This window comes from Mycobacterium shottsii (assembly GCF_010728525.1).
In the GTDB taxonomy this organism is placed as follows: domain Bacteria; phylum Actinomycetota; class Actinomycetes; order Mycobacteriales; family Mycobacteriaceae; genus Mycobacterium; species Mycobacterium marinum.
This window is the reverse complement of sequence record NZ_AP022572.1, coordinates 2,391,307-2,409,632: the sequence shown is the minus strand read 5'-3', so window position 1 is coordinate 2,409,632 and position 18,326 is coordinate 2,391,307. Positions and strand designations below refer to the sequence as shown.

Sequence of the window (18,326 nt, the reverse complement as noted above, 5' to 3'; positions counted from 1 at the left end):
CGGGCCGACGGCGGCTGTCACCGACCGCGTCAGTAGTGCGGCGAACTCACCGCCAACCGCTCGGTATTGGTGTCTTCAGGTCCGTCGGCGGAATCACCGTTGCGGGGAAGCAGCAACGCCCGCACCAACGGGCGCGGTCCGTACGGACGGAGCAACTGACTGGCGGGTCGAGTACGGACTTGTTGCGGCCACCAGAACCAGCGGCCCATCAGCGCCGCGATGGATGGGGTCATGAACGAACGCACAATCAGCGTGTCGAACAACAGCCCCAGCCCGATGGTGGTACCCACCTGCCCGATTACCCGCAAATCGCTGAAAATGAACGAAGCCATGGTGGCGGCAAACACCAGACCGGCAGTGGTCACCACCCCACCGGTGCCGGCCATCGCGCGGATGATGCCGGTCTTCAATCCGGCACCGATTTCCTCCTTCAAGCGCGAAACCAGCAACAAGTTGTAGTCCGAACCCACCGCCAACAACAGAATCACTGACATCGCCAACACCATCCAGTGCAGTTCGACGCCGAAGATGTCCTGCCATACCAGGACGGAAAGCCCGAACGAGGCACCCAGCGACAGCAATACGGTGCCCACAATGACCACCGCGGCGACCAGGCTTCGGGTAATGATCAGCATGATGATCAGGATCAGACTGACCGCAGCAACTCCCGCGATCAGCAGGTCCCACCGCGACCCGTCCCGCATCTCCTTGTAGACCGAGGCGGTACCCGCCAGATAGATCTCGGCGCCCTCGAGTGGGGTGCCCTTGATGGCCTGTTTGGCCTCGTCCATGATCGGCTTGACGTGCGAGATGCCCTCGGTACTGGCGGGGTCACCTTCGTGCGAGATGATGAAGCGGACCGCGTGCCCGTCGGGTGACAGGAACATTTTCAGACCACGCTTGAAATCGGCATTGTCGAACACCTCCGGCGGAATGTAGAACGAATCGTCATTCCTGGCGGCGTCGAAAGCCTTCCCCATCGCGGTGGAATTCTTGGACATCTCGTCCATCTGGTCATACAGCGAGGACATCGAGCTGTGCATGGTCAGCATCATCGTCTTCATGGTTTTCATCGACGCGATCTGGAAGGGGATCTGAGCCCGCATCTGCGGCATCAAGATATCGAGCCGATCTATGTCACGGGAGAGCGCGGCCAGTTTCTCGGTGATCTTGTCAACGCCGTCAAGGGCATCGAATATGGACCGCAGCGACCAGCAGATGGGAACGTCGTAGCAGTGCTTCTCCCAGTAGAAGTAGCTGCGAATGGGACGCCAAAAGTCATCGAAATCGGCGATGTGGTCCCGCAACTCGTCGGTGATCTCGACCATGTCATGGGTCAGACCGTCCATATCGTGGGTGGTTTCGACCATCTTGCCCATGATGTCGTACATGCGGTCCAGGGTGTCGATGGAATCCTGCATGGCGGCGGCCTGGATCAACATGTCTGCCATCCGCTGTTTCATGTACTGCATGTTTTCCACCTGGACGGTGTTTTGCATGCTGATCTGAAACGGAATCGACGAGTGCTCGATGGGCTTCCCGAGGGGCCTGGTTACCGCCTGCACCCGGGCGACTCCGGGCAGATGGAACACCCCTTTGGCAATGCGGTCGATTACCAGCATGTCGGCCGGATTCCGCATGTCATGGTCGGTCTCGACCATCAACAATTCGGGGTTCATCCTGGCCTGCGAGAAATGTCGGTCGGCTGCCGTATAGCCGACGTTCGTCGGGGTCGAGGCCGGTAGATACTTCTTGCTGTCGTAGTTGGTCCGGTATCCGGGCAGGGCCAGCAACCCGATCAGGGCGATCGCGATGGAAACCGCCAGAATCGGCCCGGGCCAGCGGACGATTGCCGTTCCCACCCGCCGCCATCCCCGGGTTCGCATCTTGCGTTTTGGGTCGAAGAGTTTGAAGAAACTCCCGACTACCAAGACCGCTGGCCCCAGGGTGAGCGCGGCCAGCACCGCAACCAACATTCCGACCGCACAAGGAGCGCCCAGCGTCTGGAAGTAGGGAAGGCGGGTGAAGCTCAGGCAATACATTGCACCCGCGATGGTGAGGCCCGAGCCCAGGACAACGTGCGCCGTCCCGTGAAACATCGTGTAGAAAGCCTTCTCTCGGCTCTCCTCCTCGCCGCGCGCCTCTTGATATCGGCCCAGGACGAAGATCGCGTAGTCGGTTCCGGCGGCGATGGCCATCAGCACCAGGAGATTGACCGCGAAGGTCGACAGACCGATGACGTTGTTATCCGCTAGGAAGGCGACCACTCCGCGTGCCGCCATCAGCTCGATCCCGACCATCACGAGAACCGAGATCACGGTGATCAATGATCGGTAGACAGAAAGCAGCATCACAAAGATCACCCCAATGGTGATGAAGGTGACCCGCTGGATACTCGCATCGCCCGCCGTGGATTGATCGGCGATGAGCGCGGCCGGGCCGGTGACATACGCCTTGACCCCCGGCGGGGCCGGGGTGTCGTTGACCAGCTCGCGTACCGCGTCGACGGACTCATTGGCCTTGGCTTCCCCTTGATTGCCAACGAGGTATGCCTGGACGTAGGCCGCCTTGCCGTCCGGGCTCTGTGATCCCGCGGCCGTCAGCGGGTCACCCCAGAAGTCCTGGACGTGCTGCACATGGTCTGTGTCCGCCTTGAGCTTGCGGACCAGCTCGTCGTAGTAATGGTGTGCCTCATCACCCAGTGGGTGATCGCCCTCCAGCACAATCATGATCGCGCTGTCGGTGTCGAATTCTTTGAACACCTTGCCGACACGCTTCATCGCGATCATCGACTCTGCGTCACTCGGGCTCAGCGAAACTGTGTGTTGCTTGCCGACTTCCTCGAGCGACGGAACGAACATCACGAGGACGGCGACCAGTCCCACCCAGAACACAACGATGGGCACCGCCAACCGGTGGATCAGCCGGGCCATCGAGAGGCGGCTCCGGTTCCCGTTCCCGTTCTCGGCTCCGGCCCCGTTCGAGGCCCCGTTCGAGGCCGCACGTTCGCTTACCGCCTGGTCGTCGCTCATGCCGATTTCACCAGGCAGAAGGTCTGGGCGTTCACTTCGTTCTCGGACCTTTCGTCCTTGACTTCGCCGTTCACGATGATCCGGCACCCGATCTGGTCGGTGTCACCCTGAGCGACGACATTGACGCTGACCGACGGGAGCGTGGTCGTCACCGCCAGCGTCCAGGGCAACGTCACGCCGCTGACCCGCTGAGGCTGGGCTTCAATGTCCAGATAGTTGATGTTGGCGACGGTCCCCGGCGGACCAAAGACTTCATAGACCACGTGCTTGGGGTTGAACGGCTTGATGTCATCGGAGACGCCGCTGGTAAGGGGACGGTCGTCATGGACACCGAAGTAGCTGCGAAGCCGATTGACGCTGAACGCCGCGATCACGACTACGGCCAGGATGACCAGCGCGATCCACGTTCGCTTCAGCGCGTTGAGAACCGAGATATTGGGCACCCAATCACCTTCCGCTAGCAGGGGGCAGGTCCGTTCCAATCAAGTACTGCAGCCGTGGCGCGCAGGCGTCAGGTTGGACAACGGTGTCCACGCCGCAACTCCAACGGTGTTGGAACAAAAGCTGACTTACTTAGCCATACCATCCATTTGTTTGTTGCGCTAAGCATCTTAAACACACCATGGGGTAGGCCGCAGAATTTCCGCTCCACGGATGGCGCCGGAACCGATGCCCGCTCAAATGGCCCATTCTCCGGTGACTTACGACGATTTGGCGGTCAAGCCGCAACAGGTAGCGGTCAGCATACGAGTGAGAGCGGCCGCGAAGTCAAGATTCCACTCCGGCGGAAGCACGTCGGGCTCCTCGGCATAGACGTCGGTGAGCCGCTGCGGCGGATTCGCGATCTGCCAAAGCGTGGCCCCCAGCGAGTAGGCCGCCAGCAGAACGTCGAACGCCCCCGCACGCCCAAGCGCGGGCAGTGCGTTCTCGATCGCATCAGCAAGCGCAATCACGGCGGCGGTGCTGGTGCGCTTGACCTCCACAACCCTGTCCACCTCCACTTCGTGCTCGAGGTGCAGGTGAAGGTTGGCCAGCAGGTCACAGAACAACGGGTCCGCGACCAGGCCGTCAGCCAACGCCGCGGCCACCCGCGATTCGGTCATGGGACCGGGCTGGCTCAGCTCCCCACAGACCGTGTTCGACCACCGCTGCCAGCCCTCGGCAGCAAGGTGCAGCAATACCTCTTTATGCGAAGTGAAATAGCGACGCACCGCCGAGTAGTGGATTCCGGCGCCGCTGGCAACCGCAGTCAGCGTGACCGACGCAACACCGGTCTCGGATGCCAACGAGCGCGCGGCCTCCACCAAAGCGGCCGCACGCTGGCGCTTGTTCTCCTCGGTGCGCGCGCGCCGGAAGGTTAGTTGCGCCACCGCCAGAGGATAACGCACACTGCGTGATTTGCGAGGGTAATGCCGACCGGGTACCGTACCTTTACGCACGTGATATGCGTTACATCCCCAAGATGACGGAAGGGGTCGACAATTCCGCCCATCGCCATGGTTTACTTAGGCCAGGCTTGGTTGCGCGTCTCAGCGCGATGCAGCCAGCCCGAGGTGAGACGGGGTGACAACCCGTAAATCGGCCGATAGATCCGCCGAGGTTGCGACAGCCACCATATCTACTGGATCTACCTGCGGGCACTCCCACCCCTCACCGCGATCCAAAGATTGAACATGGTCGAACGGCGTTGAACATACGGGTATCGTGCGCCCCGTAGCTTCGCCAACCGGTAAAGGGGACTTGAGATTTTCAAGGTGCTGTCGCGAACGTGGATCGTGCTGGTGATCGTGGCGGTGATCATCGTCGGGGGATTTTCCGTGCACCGAATCCGCGGCTTCTTTGCCTCGGAAAAACGCGAATCGTATTCCGACAGCAATCTCGACAACAAGCCTTTCAACCCCAAAGAGATCACCTACGAAGTCTTTGGCCCTCCGGGCACGGTCGCCGATATCAGCTATTTTGATTTCAATTCCGACCCGCAGCAGGTAGAGGGTGCGGTGTTGCCCTGGACGTTGCATTTCACCACGAATTTGGCGGCCGTGATGGGTAACCTTGTCGCACAAGGAAATACCAACAGCATTGGCTGCCGAATCACGGTAGACGGCAAGGTCAAGGCCGAGCGGGTGTCCAACGAGGTCAATGCTTACACCTATTGCCTGGTGAAATCAGCGTGACCGTCAAATACGCGAACGACCCGGACACCCGCACTCACACCGAAAAGCCGTTTCTGGCGCGAATGATTCACGCGTTCGCGGTGCCCATCATTCTCGCCTGGGTCGCGGTCTGCGTTGCGCTCAGCGTATTCATCCCATCGCTGGAAGTAGTCGGCCAAGAGCGTTCGGTGTCACTGAGCCCAAAAGACGCGCCCTCCTACGAAGCGATGAAGCGCATCGGCACCGCCTTCGACGAAGGCAACTCCGACAGTCAGGCGATGATCGTCCTGGAGGGCAAGGACGCTCTCGGCGATGACGCGCACAAGTACTACGACGTTCTGACCCGCAAACTGAGGGCCGATCCCCGACACGTGCAGAGCGTCCAGGACTTCTGGGGCGATCCCCTCACGGCGGCCGGAGCGCAGAGTAACGACGGCAAGGCCGCCTACGTACAGCTCAATCTCGCCGGCAATCAGGGCGAGCCGCTGGCCAATGAGTCCGTCGAAGCGGTGCGCAAGATCGTCAAGGAAACCCCCGCACCCCCCGGGGTCACGACTTATGTCACCGGTGCGGCAGCGCTGGTTTCGGACATGCACAGCAGCGGCGACAGGTCCATGATCAAGATCACCGTGACGACGGTGGCGGTGATCTTCATCATGTTGCTGCTGGTCTACCGATCGGTGATCACCGTTGTCGTGCTGCTGCTCACGGTGGGAGTCGAATTAACCGCCGCGCGTGGGGTGGTCGCGCTGCTCGGGCACAGCGGGGCCATCGGGCTATCCACCTTCGCGGTAAGCCTGCTCACCTCGCTGGCGATTGCGGCCGGCACGGACTACGGAATCTTCATCTTCGGGCGCTACCAGGAAGCGCGTCAGGCCGGCGAAGACAAAGAGACGGCCTTCTACACGATGTATCGAGGCACCGCCCACGTCATCCTGGGTTCTGGACTGACGATCGCCGGCGCGACCTTCTGCCTCAAATTCGCCCGGATGCCCTACTTCGAAACCTTGGGCATCCCCTGCGCGGTGGGGATGCTCGTCGCGGTGATGGTGGCGTTGACCCTGGGTCCGGCCGTGCTGACCGTGGGCAGCCGCTTCGGACTGTTCGACCCCAAGCGCCTGATCAAGGTTCGGGGCTGGCGACGCGTCGGCACCGTGGTGGTGCGCTGGCCGCTGCCGGTTCTGGCCGCAACGCTGGCCGTCGCCCTGGTGGGTCTGCTCGCGTTGCCCGGCTACCGCACCAACTACAACGACCGTGACTATCTGCCCAACTTCATCCCGGCCAATCAAGGGTTCACGGCCGCGGAACGGCATTTCTCCCAGGCCCGGATGAAGCCCGACATCCTCATGATCCAGTCAGATCATGACATGCGGAATCCCGCGGACTTTCTCGTCCTCGACAGACTCGCCAAGGGAATTTTCCACGTCCCAGGAATATCCCGGGTGCAAGCGATAACCCGGCCCGACGGAACGGCAATGGACCACACGTCGATACCGTTTCAGATCAGCATGCAAAATGCCGGGCAGATCCAGACGCTGAAGTACCAGCGCGACCGCATGAACGACATGCTCACGCAGGCCGAGGAAATGGCCAAGACCATCGCGTTGATGCGACGCATGTACGGCCTCATGACACAGCTGGCCAACAACACCCACAAGATGGTCGGCGACACGATCGAGATGCAGCAGATAACCAAAGATTTGCGCGACCATATCGCTAATTTGGATGACTTTTTCCGTCCGATCCGCAGCTACTTCTACTGGGAAAAGCACTGCTACGACATTCCCATCTGTTCGTCGTTCCGGTCGATATTCGACGCACTCGACGGAATCGATCAGATCGACGAAAAGCTGGACAACCTGGTCGTCGACATCAAAGAGCTCGATCGGCTGATGCCCCAGATGATCGAGACGTTCCCGCCGATGATCGAAACCATGGAGAGCATGCGCCTGATGATGCTCACCATGCACAGCACCATGTCTGGTCTCTATGACCAGATGAGCGAGATGAGCGAAAACGCCAACGCCATGGGCAAGGCTTTCGACGCCGCCAAGAACGACGATTCGTTCTACCTTCCGCCCGAGGTCTTCAAGAACGAAGACTTCAAGCGCGCGATGAAATCGTTCCTGTCCCCCGACGGGCATGCCGCCCGCTTCATCATCTTGCACCGCGGAGATCCCCAATCAGCCCAGGGAATCGCGAGCATCGACCAAATTCGAACCGCGGCCGAGGAATCACTCAAGGGGACCCCCTTGGAGGACGCCAAGATCTATGTGGCCGGCACGGCATCGGTCTTCAAGGACATCTCCGAAGGCGCCGACTGGGACCTGTTGATCGCAGGGATATCGTCGCTGTGCCTGATCTTCATCATCATGTTGATCCTCACCCGTGCCTTCGTCGCGGCCGCGGTCATCGTCGGTACCGTGGCGCTTTCACTGGGCGCCTCATTCGGCATGTCGGTGCTGTTGTGGCAGCACATCCTCAACATCGATTTGCATTACATGGTGCTCGCGATGTCGGTCATCGTGTTGTTGGCGGTGGGGTCCGACTACAACCTGCTGCTGGTGTCCCGGTTCAAAGAGGAGATACCGGCCGGGTTGAAGACGGGCATCATTCGCGCGATGGGCGGTACCGGCAAGGTCGTGACGAACGCGGGCCTGGTGTTTGCGTTCACCATGGCTTCCATGGCCGTCAGCGATCTGCGGGTGATCGGCCAGGTCGGCACCACCATCGGCCTGGGCCTGCTGTTCGACACCTTGATCGTTCGGGCCTTCATGACCCCGTCCATCGCGGCATTGCTGGGCCGCTGGTTCTGGTGGCCGATGAGGGTGCGCACCCGACCCGCTCGAACCCCGTCGTCGCCGACGGCAGACCCCGAGCCCGACCGGGCCTTGGCCATGAGCGGCGAACGCTAACGATGTTGCGCATTTCCGGAGCGGCCAACCAAGCGGCCGGCGGCTCCGAATACCTCATGTGCAGCAGAAAACTCTCACCCAGCGTTCGATAGCCGTCATCGGCAGCGGCGTCGCCGGACTGACCGCCGCCTACCTGCTGTCCGGACATGACCGGGTCACCCTCTACGAGGCGGACACCCGACTCGGAGGACACGCCCATACGCACTGCCTAGACGCCGGCGACGGCACGTTCGTGGGCGTCGATTCGGCGTTTCTGGTCCATAACGACCGGACCTACCCGACGCTGTGCCGATTGTTCGCCGAGCTCGACGTAGCCACCCAAGAGTCAGAGATGTCGATGTCGGTGCGCTCCGACGACATCGGGCTCGAATATGCCGGAGCGCTGGGACCACGCGGCCTGTTTGCCTGCTCGGCAGCACTGCGGCCGCGCTACCTGGTGATGCTGGCCGAGATCCTGCGCTTCCACCGGGCCGCCTCCAGATTGCTGCGCGAGGACACAGCCGGCAACGCTGGGGACAATCCGGAGACGCTGGAGGCGTTTCTCAAACGGCACCGCTTCTCGTCGTTCTTCGTCGACTACTTCATCACGCCGTTGGTGGCCGCCGTGTGGTCGTGCGCCGCCGGCGATGCGCTGCGCTACCCGGCCCGGTATCTGTTGGTCTTTCTCGATCATCACGGCATGCTGTCGGTTTTCGGATCACCGAGGTGGCGCACTGTCACCGGTGGCAGTGTCAACTATGTGCGCGCCATCGCCTCGAGTCTGGACGAGGTTCGCACCGGCGCCGCGGTGCATTCGCTGCGCCGGACGGCCGACGGGGTCGTGATACGGGCCGGTGGCGACGCGCCCCGCTGTTTCGATGCCGCTGTCGTCGCCGTCCACCCCGATCAGGCCCTGCTGTTGCTCGATGATCCGACGACCTGGGAGCGCAACGTCTTGGGGGCAATCCCCTACTCGACCAATCGCGCCCTGCTGCACACCGACGAATCGGTGCTGCCACGGCACCACCGAGCCCGGGCATCGTGGAACTACCTGGTGGCCCCCGGACAGGACCATGTGGTGGTCAGCTACGACGTCAGCAGGTTGATGCGCATCGGCGGCAACCGCCGTTTCGTGGTCACCCTCGGTGGCCACGACCGGGTGGATCCCCGATCGGTGATCGCCGAGATGACCTATAGCCATCCCCTCTACACGCCGGAATCGGTTGCCGCCCAGCGTGTCTTGCCGACGCTCGACGACGATCGGGTGGTGTTCGCCGGGGCCTACCACGGCTGGGGATTCCACGAGGACGGTGCCGCATCGGGACTACGCGCGGCGCGGCGGCTCGGAGCCGACTGGCCGGCCCGAACCCGACCGGAGGCGATGTTGTCATGCTGACTCAAACCCGGGTAATGACACCGGCGATCTACCGCACCACCATCACCCATGCGCGGCGGGTCCCGGTGCACCACTCGTTCGGATACCGCAGCTACAGCTGGTATGTCGACATTGACGACTTACCCCGGCTGCCGTGGTGGCTACGGCCGATGGCCCGGTTCCACGCCGATGACCACTTCATGTCCCCGCCGCAGGGATCCCTTCGGGACCGCCTGGAGGCTTTCTTCGCCGAACAGGGCGCCGAAATCCCTGACGGCCGCGTCACCGCGCTGCTGCAGGCGCGCGTATTCGGATACGTCTTCAATCCGTTGAGCGTCTTTTGGTGCCACGCCCGCGACGGCAGGCTGCGCCACGTGGTGGCAGAGGTGCACAACACCTACGGGGGACGCCATGCCTACCTGCTACCGCCGGCCGAGCTGCCGGTGGCCACCGCCAAGAACTTCTACGTCTCACCGTTCAACCAGGTCGACGGGTACTACCTGATACAAGCGCCACGGCCCGAAGCCGAGGTGGACGTCACGGTTTCGCTGCACCGCGAGAACCGGCAGAGCTTCACCGCCAACCTGCACGGGAAACGACTACCAGCGACAACCAAACAAGTCGCGATCATGCAAATCATTGCGCCGTTGGCCCCGTTGGTGGTGGCCGCCCGCATCCGGATACAGGGGATCAAATTGTGGTTGCGTCGAGTTCCGGTGGTACCGCGATGAGTGTCGACACCGTCCGCGAGCCCCTCCAAGAACGCTCCGAAGTCATCGATTCGCGGCGCTGGCCGGCGGTGGCGAAGCCGCCGTCGGGCCCGCTTGCCGCGGTAGCTGCCGCAATCGCACACCGGCTGCTGCGCCGCGCGGTTGCCCGGCTGCCACTACGACTGGTCTACCCGGACGGCACCTCAATCGGTGCCGCCGATGGGCCCACCATCGTGGTGCACCAGCCGGCCGCGCTGGCCCGGCGGATCGGGCGAAGCGGCCTGATCGGCTTCGGCGAGTCCTACATGGCCGCGGAGTGGTCATCAAACGATCTCGCCGCGGCGCTGACGGTGTTCGCCGAGTCGGTGGCCGAGCTGATACCACCCTCGCTCCAGCGGCTGCGACCCATCGCACCGGCTTTTCGGCCGCGCTGGCGAGACCCCAGTCGCGATGAAGCCCGACGCAACATCGCCGAACACTACGACCTGTCGAATGAGCTGTTCGCGCAGTTCCTCGACGACACCATGACGTATTCGTCGGCGCTCTTCGACCAGCTACCCGCCGCCTGGCCGGATCTGGCTGCGGCCCAACGGCGCAAGATCGATCGGTTACTCGATATGGCCCAGGTTCGCGACGGTAGCCGGGTGCTCGAGATCGGCACCGGCTGGGGCGAGCTGTGCATCCGGGCGGCGTCGCGGGGCGCGCAGGTCCGATCGATAACCCTCTCGGTCGAACAGCAGCGGCTGGCACGCAGGCGGGTCGCCGAGGCGGGTCTATCCCATCTGGTCCAGATCGACCTGTGCGACTACCGCGATGTCGGCAGCGAGGGCGCAGCCTATGACAGCGTGCTCTCCGTCGAGATGATCGAGGCGATCGGATACCACTCGTGGCCAAAGTATTTCGCCGCGCTGCAGCGGCTAGTGCGGCCGGGCGGGAAGGTGGCGATCCAGGCGATCACCATGCCCCATGACCGGATGCTGGCCAGCCGCAATACCTTGACCTGGGTGCAGAAGTACATCTTTCCGGGCGGACTGCTGCCGTCCACCCAGGCGATCGCAGACATCACCGAGCGCCACACCGCCTTGCGCACCATCGACAAGGCCTCACTGCGACCGCACTACGCGCAGACCTTGCGGCTGTGGCGGGAGCGGTTTCTGCAGCGCCAGGGTGAGCTCGCACAGTTGGGCTTCGACGAGGTGTTCAAACGGATGTGGGAGCTGTACTTGGCCTACTCGGAGGCCGGATTCCGGTCGGGTTACCTCGACGTCTACCAGTGGACGTTCGAACGTGAGGATGGCCGGTGATGGGAGACGGAATTCTGCTGATCTCCGGCGCATCTGCCGCGGCGCTGATCGTCGTGCATTCGGTGACATTTGCGATCGGCCACCGCATCGGCCGCTACAACGTCGTCGACGTGGCCTGGGGGCTGGGGTTCGTCGCCGTTGCCGCCGTTTCGGCGGTACTGGGCAGCGGCGACCCGACCCGCCGGTGGCTACTGCTGGCGCTGGTGGCTATCTGGGGTTTGCGGCTGAGCTGGCACATCCACCGCAAGACGGCCGGCAAGGGAGAAGATCCGCGCTACACGGATCTGCTCCGCGGCGCCATGCAGGGGCAGGTGGTGCGCAAAGTGTTCGTGCTGCAAGCATTCTTGACGCTGTTCATCTCCTTCCCGTTGCAGCTGTCTGCCTTCACCGGGCCGACGCCGAAGCCGCTGCTGGCCGTCGGGGCGCTGGGCGTGGGGGTGTGGCTGCTCGGCGTCGTCTTCGAGGCCCTGGGCGACCACCAGTTGCGGGCGTTCAAGGCCGACCCCGCCAACCGGGGCGCCATCATGGATCGCGGCCTGTGGGCCTGGACGCGCCACCCCAACTACTTCGGCGACGCCTGCGTCTGGTGGGGATTGTGGCTGGTCACCATCACCGGCTGGGTCCCGCTGATCACCGTGGGCTCACCGCTGCTGATGACGTACTTCCTGGTCGACGTCAGCGGCGCGCGACTGACCGAGAAGCACATGAAGGATCGTCCCGGGTTCGGCGAATATCAACGGCGGACGGCGTATTTCGTGCCCCGGCCGCCTCGATCGGCGCGTCATCAATGACCGGTCCGGCGATCTTGGCGCCAACTGGCGATAGGCTACCGATCGATGACCGGACCGCCGGGGCGCAGCGACGACCTCAACACCCTATTGCGCCAGATCGCGCGGGGCGAGCGCGACGCGTTCGCCATGTTCTACGACCACACCTGTACGCGGGTGTATGGACTGGTGGCACGGGTGTTGCGTGATGCCGGCTACAGCGAGGAAACCACCCAGGAGATCTATCTCGAGGTGTGGCGGACGGCATCGGATTACGACGCCACCAAGGGCTCTCCCCTGGCCTGGTTGCTGACCATGGCGCATCGGCGCGCGGTGGACCGGGTGCGCGCCGAGCAGGCCGGCAGCCAGCGGGAGTCGCGCTATGGCGCGGCCAATGTCGATCTGGCCAGTGACGTGGTCGCCGATTCGGCGATCGCCGGTGATGAACGTCGCCGGGTGTTGGAGTGCCTGGATGGGCTGACCGACACCCAGCGGCAGTGCATCGAGCTGGCCTACTACGGCGGGCTGACCTATGCCGAAGTGTCGCAACGGTTGGCCACCAATCTTTCGACGATCAAATCACGCATGCGCGACGCGCTGCGCGGTCTGCGTAACTGCCTGGATGCGTCATGACCGAGCCGACCGACTTCCAACTGCTCGAGCTGGCGACACCGTATGCCCTGGATGCGGTCTCCGACGAGGAGAGACTCGACATCGAGCGCCGGCTTGGCGCAGCACCGGCGCCGGTGGCCGCCGCATTCGACGAAGAAGTTCGGTCGGTGCGCGAAACGATGTCGGTGGTATCGGCCGCCACGGCCGCGCAGCCACCACCAGAGCTGCGCCAGGCGCTGCTCGCAGCCGCGGAGCCCGCTCAGAGCCGCCGTCAACCACGTTGGCGCACTGCAGTTTTCGCTTCCGCCGCGGCGATCTCGGTGGGGCTGGGCGCGTTCGGCCTGGGCGTCCTGACCCGACCGTCGGCATCGCCGACGGTCGCCGAACAGGTGCTGGCCGCGCCGGATGTGCAGACGGTCTCCGGCCGGCTCGGCGGCGGAACGGCCACCGTGATGTTCTCCCGCGATCGCAACGCGGGTGTGTTGGTGATGAACAATGTGCCGCCGCCGTCTCCGGGCACCGTCTATCAGATGTGGCTGGTCGACGCCAAGGGGCCGACATCGGCGGGAACCATGCGCCCCACGGCGGTCACGCCGTCGACAAAAGCGACGCTGACCGATCTCGGCGACTCGACGACGCTGGCGTTCACCGTCGAGCCCGGCACGGGTTCGACCAAGCCGACCGGCACGGTGCTGGCCGAGCTGCCGCTACGCTGACCGTCCGGCGCTAGTTCCACAGGCTCCTGATCATCGCGGCCACGGCACCCACCACCACCAGCGCGACGCCGGCAAGCAGCGTCAAATTCAGCCACAGATGCAGGCTGCCCTCCGCGGTATTGACCATGACATCGGCAATGCGGCGGATGTCACCCGTGGTGCGGTTGAGTGCTTCGTTGACGTATCGACCGCCGACTTCGATGCCCGCCCAGCCGGCAGCGCCGACCATTAGCGCCGAGACACCCAGACTGCTCAGCGCCTTGCCGCGGCGGCGGGCGGTGATCAGCGTCAGCAGCCCGCAGACCACCGCGAGGGCCGCCGCCCCGATGCTGACCCAGGGACCCCAGACCGCGGCTCGGCGCAATTGGCCCTGATGCAGGGGCTGGGGAGTCGACACCGTCAACGGAACTCGCAAGGTGTCGGGCACCGTCACGTGATAGCTGCTCAAGACCTGCTGGATGGAACTGTCGTTGAGCATCGGCGCCAGGTCGACCACCCAGCGCTCGCCTTCGGCCGCGGACTGCGGTTCGTTGAACAACCAGTCGTGTGCCACCCGATTCGCCTGAGCGAACAACGGCGGAAATGCCGCGCTGGTGGTAAACGACATGGCCGCCTCTTGCACCGCCGACCCGTCGATCGGGTCGTGCTGGCCGCCGCGCTTGGCGATGAGCGCCATGGCACGGGTGCTGAGTTCAGCGGCCATCGCCGACTGCAGCACCGGATCATCGGCGACCCAGCCGGCCAGCGCGGTGTAGCCGTCACGATCGATGATGTGTGTCTGCGCCCACGCGGCCGGGACCGCCACCGCCAGCGCGACCGTGGTGGCCAGCCATAAGACCACCGTCGCAAGCAATCGCACGCCTAGAACCTACTGGGCGATCCCGCGCAGGTAGACAGCCTGTCCCAGGTGTTGGGCGCAGTCGTCGACCACGCTGATCAATCGGACGCTCGCGGTGACCGGCGGATCCCAATGGGTGTCCACCACGCGGGACAGTTCCTCGGCGGTCACACCCGCGACGTACTGCAGCGTCAGGGCGTGCACCGCGTGGTAGTAGCCGGCCAGCAGCTCGGCCGGCGCACGCACTTTGGCCACATCCTGCGCGCCGTGCCCGTAGCCGGTGTCGCCGCGGGGCAGGTCCAGCCCGAACCGGTCCACCCAGCCATCACGCGTCCACGCCTGTTCGACCCCGGCGATGTCGGCCACCTGGACGTCCTGGACCCGCGCGCTGTGCCAGATCAGCCAGGCGATGCTGTTGGCGGCCGGTGTTGGCCGGTAGTTGGCCACTTGCTCGGTCAGACCGTCGGTGAGTTCATCGACGTGTTCGATCACTCGGGTGAACGCGTCGCGCAGCAGCTCGCGGGCCGCGGCATCGGAGGCAGCCATACGGCCGACTCTACGAGCGCCATCGGACCTGGCACCACCGACCGCCGCGGTCGTAAATTGATTAGATGAGCTACGACCTCCTCATCCGTAACGGAACCATCGTTGACGGGCTGGGGGGTGAGCCGTACGTCGGCGACGTCGCGGTACGCGACGGCATCATCGTGGCCGTCGGGCCACCTGACGACTCGGTCAACGGCGACGCCGCCGGGCGGGTGATCGACGCCAGCGGCCTGCTGGTCACCCCGGGGTTCGTCGACCTGCACACCCACTACGACGGTCAGTCAATCTGGTCAGACCGGCTGACACCATCATCGGCGCACGGCGTGACGACCGTGCTGATGGGCAATTGTGGGGTGGGTTTTGCGCCGTGCCGCCAGCAGGACCACGACGTGCTCGTCGACGTGATGGCCGGTGTCGAGGACATCCCCGGCGTTGTCATGACCGATGGCCTGCCCTGGACCTGGGAGACGTTCCCCGAATTCATGGACGCGTTGGAGGCGCGAGCACGCGACATCGATGTGGCCGCCTTTCTGCCGCACTCCCCGCTGCGGGTCTATGTCATGGGTCAGCGCGGCGCCGACTGCGAGCCGGCCACCCCCGAAGACCTGGCCACCATGCGGGCACTGGCCAAGCAGGCAATCGAGATCGGTGCGCTGGGGTTCGCGTCGTCGCGGCTGACCATCCACAAGACCGAGAGCGGATCGCCGATTCCGAGCTACGACGCCGCCCGTGCGGAGATCGAAGAGATCGCCAAGGGCGTCGTCGACGGCGGCGGTGGCCTGTTGCAGTTTGTGCCCGACATCCCAGCCGGCGGCTACCAGCCGGTGTTGCAGACCGTGTTCGATGTAGCCGAGGAGGTCGGGCTGCCAGTCACGTTCTCGTTGGTGGTCGGCAACGTTGGCGAACCCAGCTGGCCCGATGCCATCACAATGGTCGAGAACGCGAACAAGAACGCGGGCGAGGGAACCCGCTGCACCGCGCAGCTACTTCCCCGTCCGATCGGGCTGATCATCGGACTGCAGCTGTCGGCAAACCCATTTGTGCTCTATCCCAGCTACCGCGAAATCGCGCATCTGCCGTTGGCCGAGCGCGTCGCCGAAATGCGCGAACCCGACGTCCGGGCCCGCATCCTGGCCGATAAGCCCGGCGTCGGGCATCCGATTCTGAACGTGGCGCAGGCCTGGGACTGGATTTTTCCGCTGGCTGAGGACCCCAACTACGAGCCGGCGGCAGCCGACAGCATCGGGGCTCGGGCTCGCGCCCGCGGCGTCAGCCCGATGGAGGAGGCCTACGACCGGCTGCTCGACGACGACGGGCACGCCATGTTGCTGGTCGCGACCAGCAACATGGAGAACAACTCGCTGGACACTGTCGGCAAACTATTGCATCGCGAAGACGTGGTGCTCGGTCTCGGCGACGGGGGCGCCCACTACGGGATGATCTGCGACGCCAGCTACTCGACCTACTTTCTGACGCACTGGGCTCGCGATCGGGCATCCGGGCAATTCAGCGTGGCCGAAGCCGTCCGCGAACTCACATCCGTGCCGGCCCGGGTGGCCGGCCTGGGCGACCGCGGACGCATCGCGGTCGGCTACAAGGCCGACCTCAACGTAATCGACCACGCCGCACTCCGACTGCACAAGCCGGTCATCAGGTATGACCTGCCCGCGGGCGGGCGGCGCTTGGATCAGACCGCCGAGGGCTATGTTGCGACCGTGGTATCGGGTCAGGTGATCGCCGAGAACGGGGTGCCGACCGCTGCCCGGCCCGGCAAGCTGGTCCGCGGACGGCAGTCAGCCCCGGTCCCGGCGTGAGGGAACTTGGGGGTTCCTGTAAACCCCCTATGGATCGACATTTTTCCGATGCCGATACGGCCACGGTAGCGGCCGTCGCCATGTAGTTTGGGCTGGTGACAAACCCGCATTTTGCGTGGTTGCCGCCAGAGATTAATTCGGCACTAATGTTCGCCGGTCCCGGAGCGGGGCCGCTGCTCGCCGCTGCCGCGGCTTGGGGCGGTTTGGTCGAGGAATTGGCGTCAGCGGTGTCGTCATTCAGCTCGGTCACCTCCGAGTTGACCAGTGGCTCATGGCTGGGCCCCTCGGCGGCAGCCATGATGGCTGTCGCCACCCAATACATGGCGTGGCTCGGTGCGGCTGCGGCACAGGCGGAGCAGGCGGCCGCACAGGCCGCTGTCACGGCAGGCGCGTTCGAATCGGCGCTGGCGGCGACGGTGCAGCCCGCGGTGGTCACGGCCAACCGCGGGCTGATGCAGGTGCTGGCGGCCACGAACTGGCTGGGTTTCAACACCCCCGCGATCATGGACATCGAGGCCGCCTACGAGCAGATGTGGGCGCTCGACGTGGCGGCGATGGCCGCCTACCACGCCGAAGCGTCGGCGGCCGCTTCGGCGCTGGCGCCCTGGAAGCAGGTGCTGCGCAACCTCGGTATCGACATCGGCAAGAACGGCCAGATCAACCTGGGCTTCGGCAACAGCGGCACCGGCAATGTCGGCAACAACAACGTCGGCAACAACAACTGGGGCAGCGGCAACACCGGAAGCAGCAACAGCGGCACCGGCAACACCGGAAGCAGCAACATCGGTAGCGGCAACACCGGTAACAGCAACGTCGGGTTGGGCAACCTGGGCAGCGGGAACGTCGGCTTCGGCAACACCGGCAACGGCGACTTCGGGTTCGGCCTGACCGGCGATCATCAGTTCGGCTTCGGCGGCTTCAACTCGGGTAGCGGCAACGTCGGAATCGGAAACTCGGGCACCGGCAACGTCGGCTTCTTCAATTCCGGCAACGGAAACATGGGTATCGGCAACTCAGGCACCCTCAATTCGGGCCTGGGCAACTCCGGGAGCATGAGCACCGGTTTCGGCACTGCCAGCATGAGCAGCGGCATGTGGCAATCGATGCACGGCAGCGACATGGCAAGCTCTACCAGCTTGGCCAGCTCGGCCACCTACGCAACGGGCGGCACGGCAACCTTGAGCTCGGGGATCCTGAGTTCGGCGCTGGCACACACCGGCGGCCTGAATCCGGCGCTGGCCGGCGGATTGACCCCCACCGCAGCCACCCCGGCTGCCGCCGCTCCCGCGGCCGCGGCGCCGGTAGCGGCGGCGGCTGCCGACGCCGGCCCCGTCTCTGCGGGTGCAAACAGTGGCTCCACCGCGGGCGCGGGCCTGCGCAGCCCGGCTGCCGGATACTCCGGCCTGTACAACTCGGCTAACAGCGATGCGGGTGCGCGAAGCGTCGCCACCCGTGAAGCGCCGGTAAACGCCGGTGCGGGCATCCCCAGGTCCAGCTTCTATCCGAACCGCGAGACGGCTGACAGCGAAGCCGACATCCAGCTGCCGCTGCGCACGGAGTAGTCA

15 protein-coding genes are annotated in these 18,326 nt (G+C 64.3%); 10 read left to right on the top strand and 5 right to left on the bottom strand.

Features of this window, described 5'->3' with window-relative positions; translation table 11 throughout:
- Positions 1 to 29 precede the first annotated feature (29 nt).
- From G6N41_RS11325 to G6N41_RS11315, 3 genes are all read right to left on the bottom strand, one after another.
- Positions 30 to 2,933, bottom strand: coding sequence for an MMPL/RND family transporter (locus G6N41_RS11325; RefSeq protein ID WP_198967830.1), 2,904 nt, complete (start codon positions 2,931 to 2,933; stop codon positions 30 to 32).
- Positions 2,934 to 3,028: 95 nt separating this feature from the next.
- A complete protein-coding gene (locus G6N41_RS11320; protein WP_012392720.1) occupies positions 3,029 to 3,475 on the bottom strand; it encodes an MmpS family protein in 447 nt (148 codons plus the stop codon).
- A 258-nt stretch (positions 3,476 to 3,733) separates the two neighbouring features.
- Positions 3,734 to 4,420 carry a TetR family transcriptional regulator gene (locus tag G6N41_RS11315; RefSeq protein ID WP_198967399.1) on the bottom strand — a complete coding sequence of 229 codons (687 nt, stop codon included), beginning with the start codon at positions 4,418 to 4,420 and terminating at the stop codon, positions 3,734 to 3,736.
- A 366-nt stretch (positions 4,421 to 4,786) separates the two neighbouring features.
- Between G6N41_RS11315 and G6N41_RS11310 the strand changes: the two genes are divergently transcribed.
- The 8 genes from G6N41_RS11310 to G6N41_RS11275 are packed head-to-tail and all read left to right on the top strand — an operon-like array spanning position 4,787 to position 13,563.
- Entirely contained in the window at positions 4,787 to 5,206 is a 420-nt protein-coding gene (locus tag G6N41_RS11310; RefSeq protein ID WP_198967398.1) for an MmpS family protein, read from the top strand.
- On the top strand, positions 5,203 to 8,100 hold the full coding sequence (locus tag G6N41_RS11305) for an MMPL/RND family transporter (RefSeq protein WP_198967829.1): 2,898 nt from the start codon (positions 5,203 to 5,205) through the stop codon (positions 8,098 to 8,100). Before G6N41_RS11310 ends, G6N41_RS11305 begins: the two co-directional genes overlap by 4 nt.
- 58 nt (positions 8,101 to 8,158) lie before the next feature.
- Positions 8,159 to 9,475 (top strand): NAD(P)/FAD-dependent oxidoreductase, encoded by a 1,317-nt coding sequence (locus tag G6N41_RS11300; RefSeq protein ID WP_198967397.1) that lies wholly within the window; start codon positions 8,159 to 8,161, stop codon positions 9,473 to 9,475.
- Positions 9,469 to 10,185, top strand: coding sequence for a DUF1365 domain-containing protein (locus G6N41_RS11295; protein ID WP_198967396.1), 717 nt, complete (start codon positions 9,469 to 9,471; stop codon positions 10,183 to 10,185). Before G6N41_RS11300 ends, G6N41_RS11295 begins: the two co-directional genes overlap by 7 nt.
- Positions 10,182 to 11,468, top strand: a complete 1,287-nt coding sequence (locus G6N41_RS11290) for a class I SAM-dependent methyltransferase (protein WP_198967395.1) — start codon at positions 10,182 to 10,184, stop codon at positions 11,466 to 11,468. The genes G6N41_RS11295 and G6N41_RS11290 overlap by 4 nt, the downstream gene beginning before the upstream one ends.
- Positions 11,468 to 12,259 (top strand): DUF1295 domain-containing protein, encoded by a 792-nt coding sequence (locus G6N41_RS11285; RefSeq protein WP_407663746.1) that lies wholly within the window; start codon positions 11,468 to 11,470, stop codon positions 12,257 to 12,259. Before G6N41_RS11290 ends, G6N41_RS11285 begins: the two co-directional genes overlap by 1 nt.
- A gap of 45 nt (positions 12,260 to 12,304) precedes the next feature.
- A complete protein-coding gene (locus tag G6N41_RS11280; protein WP_198967394.1) occupies positions 12,305 to 12,868 on the top strand; it encodes a sigma-70 family RNA polymerase sigma factor in 564 nt (187 codons plus the stop codon).
- Entirely contained in the window at positions 12,865 to 13,563 is a 699-nt protein-coding gene (locus tag G6N41_RS11275; RefSeq protein WP_198967393.1) for an anti-sigma factor, read from the top strand. The genes G6N41_RS11280 and G6N41_RS11275 overlap by 4 nt, the downstream gene beginning before the upstream one ends.
- A gap of 10 nt (positions 13,564 to 13,573) precedes the next feature.
- Here the strand turns inward: G6N41_RS11275 and G6N41_RS11270 are convergent, their stop codons facing one another.
- The gene (locus G6N41_RS11270) at positions 13,574 to 14,422 is read right to left on the bottom strand and encodes a hypothetical protein (protein ID WP_198967392.1); all 849 of its coding nucleotides are present in this window, start codon (positions 14,420 to 14,422) and stop codon (positions 13,574 to 13,576) included.
- Positions 14,423 to 14,431: 9 nt separating this feature from the next.
- Complete coding sequence (locus tag G6N41_RS11265; protein WP_198967391.1) at positions 14,432 to 14,947, bottom strand: mycothiol transferase; 516 nt, start codon at positions 14,945 to 14,947, stop codon at positions 14,432 to 14,434.
- A 65-nt stretch (positions 14,948 to 15,012) separates the two neighbouring features.
- Between G6N41_RS11265 and G6N41_RS11260 the strand changes: the two genes are divergently transcribed.
- Positions 15,013 to 16,761: an N-acyl-D-amino-acid deacylase family protein gene (locus tag G6N41_RS11260; RefSeq protein ID WP_198967390.1), complete on the top strand. Its 1,749-nt coding sequence runs from the start codon at positions 15,013 to 15,015 to the stop codon at positions 16,759 to 16,761.
- 95 nt (positions 16,762 to 16,856) lie between these two features.
- Positions 16,857 to 18,323: a PPE family protein gene (locus tag G6N41_RS11255; RefSeq protein WP_198967389.1), complete on the top strand. Its 1,467-nt coding sequence runs from the start codon at positions 16,857 to 16,859 to the stop codon at positions 18,321 to 18,323.
- The last annotated feature ends 3 nt before the right edge of the window (positions 18,324 to 18,326 follow it).

Coding starts and splice junctions, on each gene's coding strand:
- G6N41_RS11325 (WP_198967830.1), bottom strand. CDS start 2,933: ATGGCCCGGCTGATCCACCGGTTGGCGGTGCCCATCGTTGTGTTCTGG.
- G6N41_RS11295 (WP_198967396.1), top strand. CDS start 9,469: ATGCTGACTCAAACCCGGGTAATGACACCGGCGATCTACCGCACCACC.
- G6N41_RS11290 (WP_198967395.1), top strand. CDS start 10,182: ATGAGTGTCGACACCGTCCGCGAGCCCCTCCAAGAACGCTCCGAAGTC.
- G6N41_RS11285 (WP_407663746.1), top strand. CDS start 11,468: ATGGGAGACGGAATTCTGCTGATCTCCGGCGCATCTGCCGCGGCGCTG.
- G6N41_RS11280 (WP_198967394.1), top strand. CDS start 12,305: ATGACCGGACCGCCGGGGCGCAGCGACGACCTCAACACCCTATTGCGC.
- G6N41_RS11275 (WP_198967393.1), top strand. CDS start 12,865: ATGACCGAGCCGACCGACTTCCAACTGCTCGAGCTGGCGACACCGTAT.
- G6N41_RS11265 (WP_198967391.1), bottom strand. CDS start 14,947: ATGGCTGCCTCCGATGCCGCGGCCCGCGAGCTGCTGCGCGACGCGTTC.
- G6N41_RS11260 (WP_198967390.1), top strand. CDS start 15,013: ATGAGCTACGACCTCCTCATCCGTAACGGAACCATCGTTGACGGGCTG.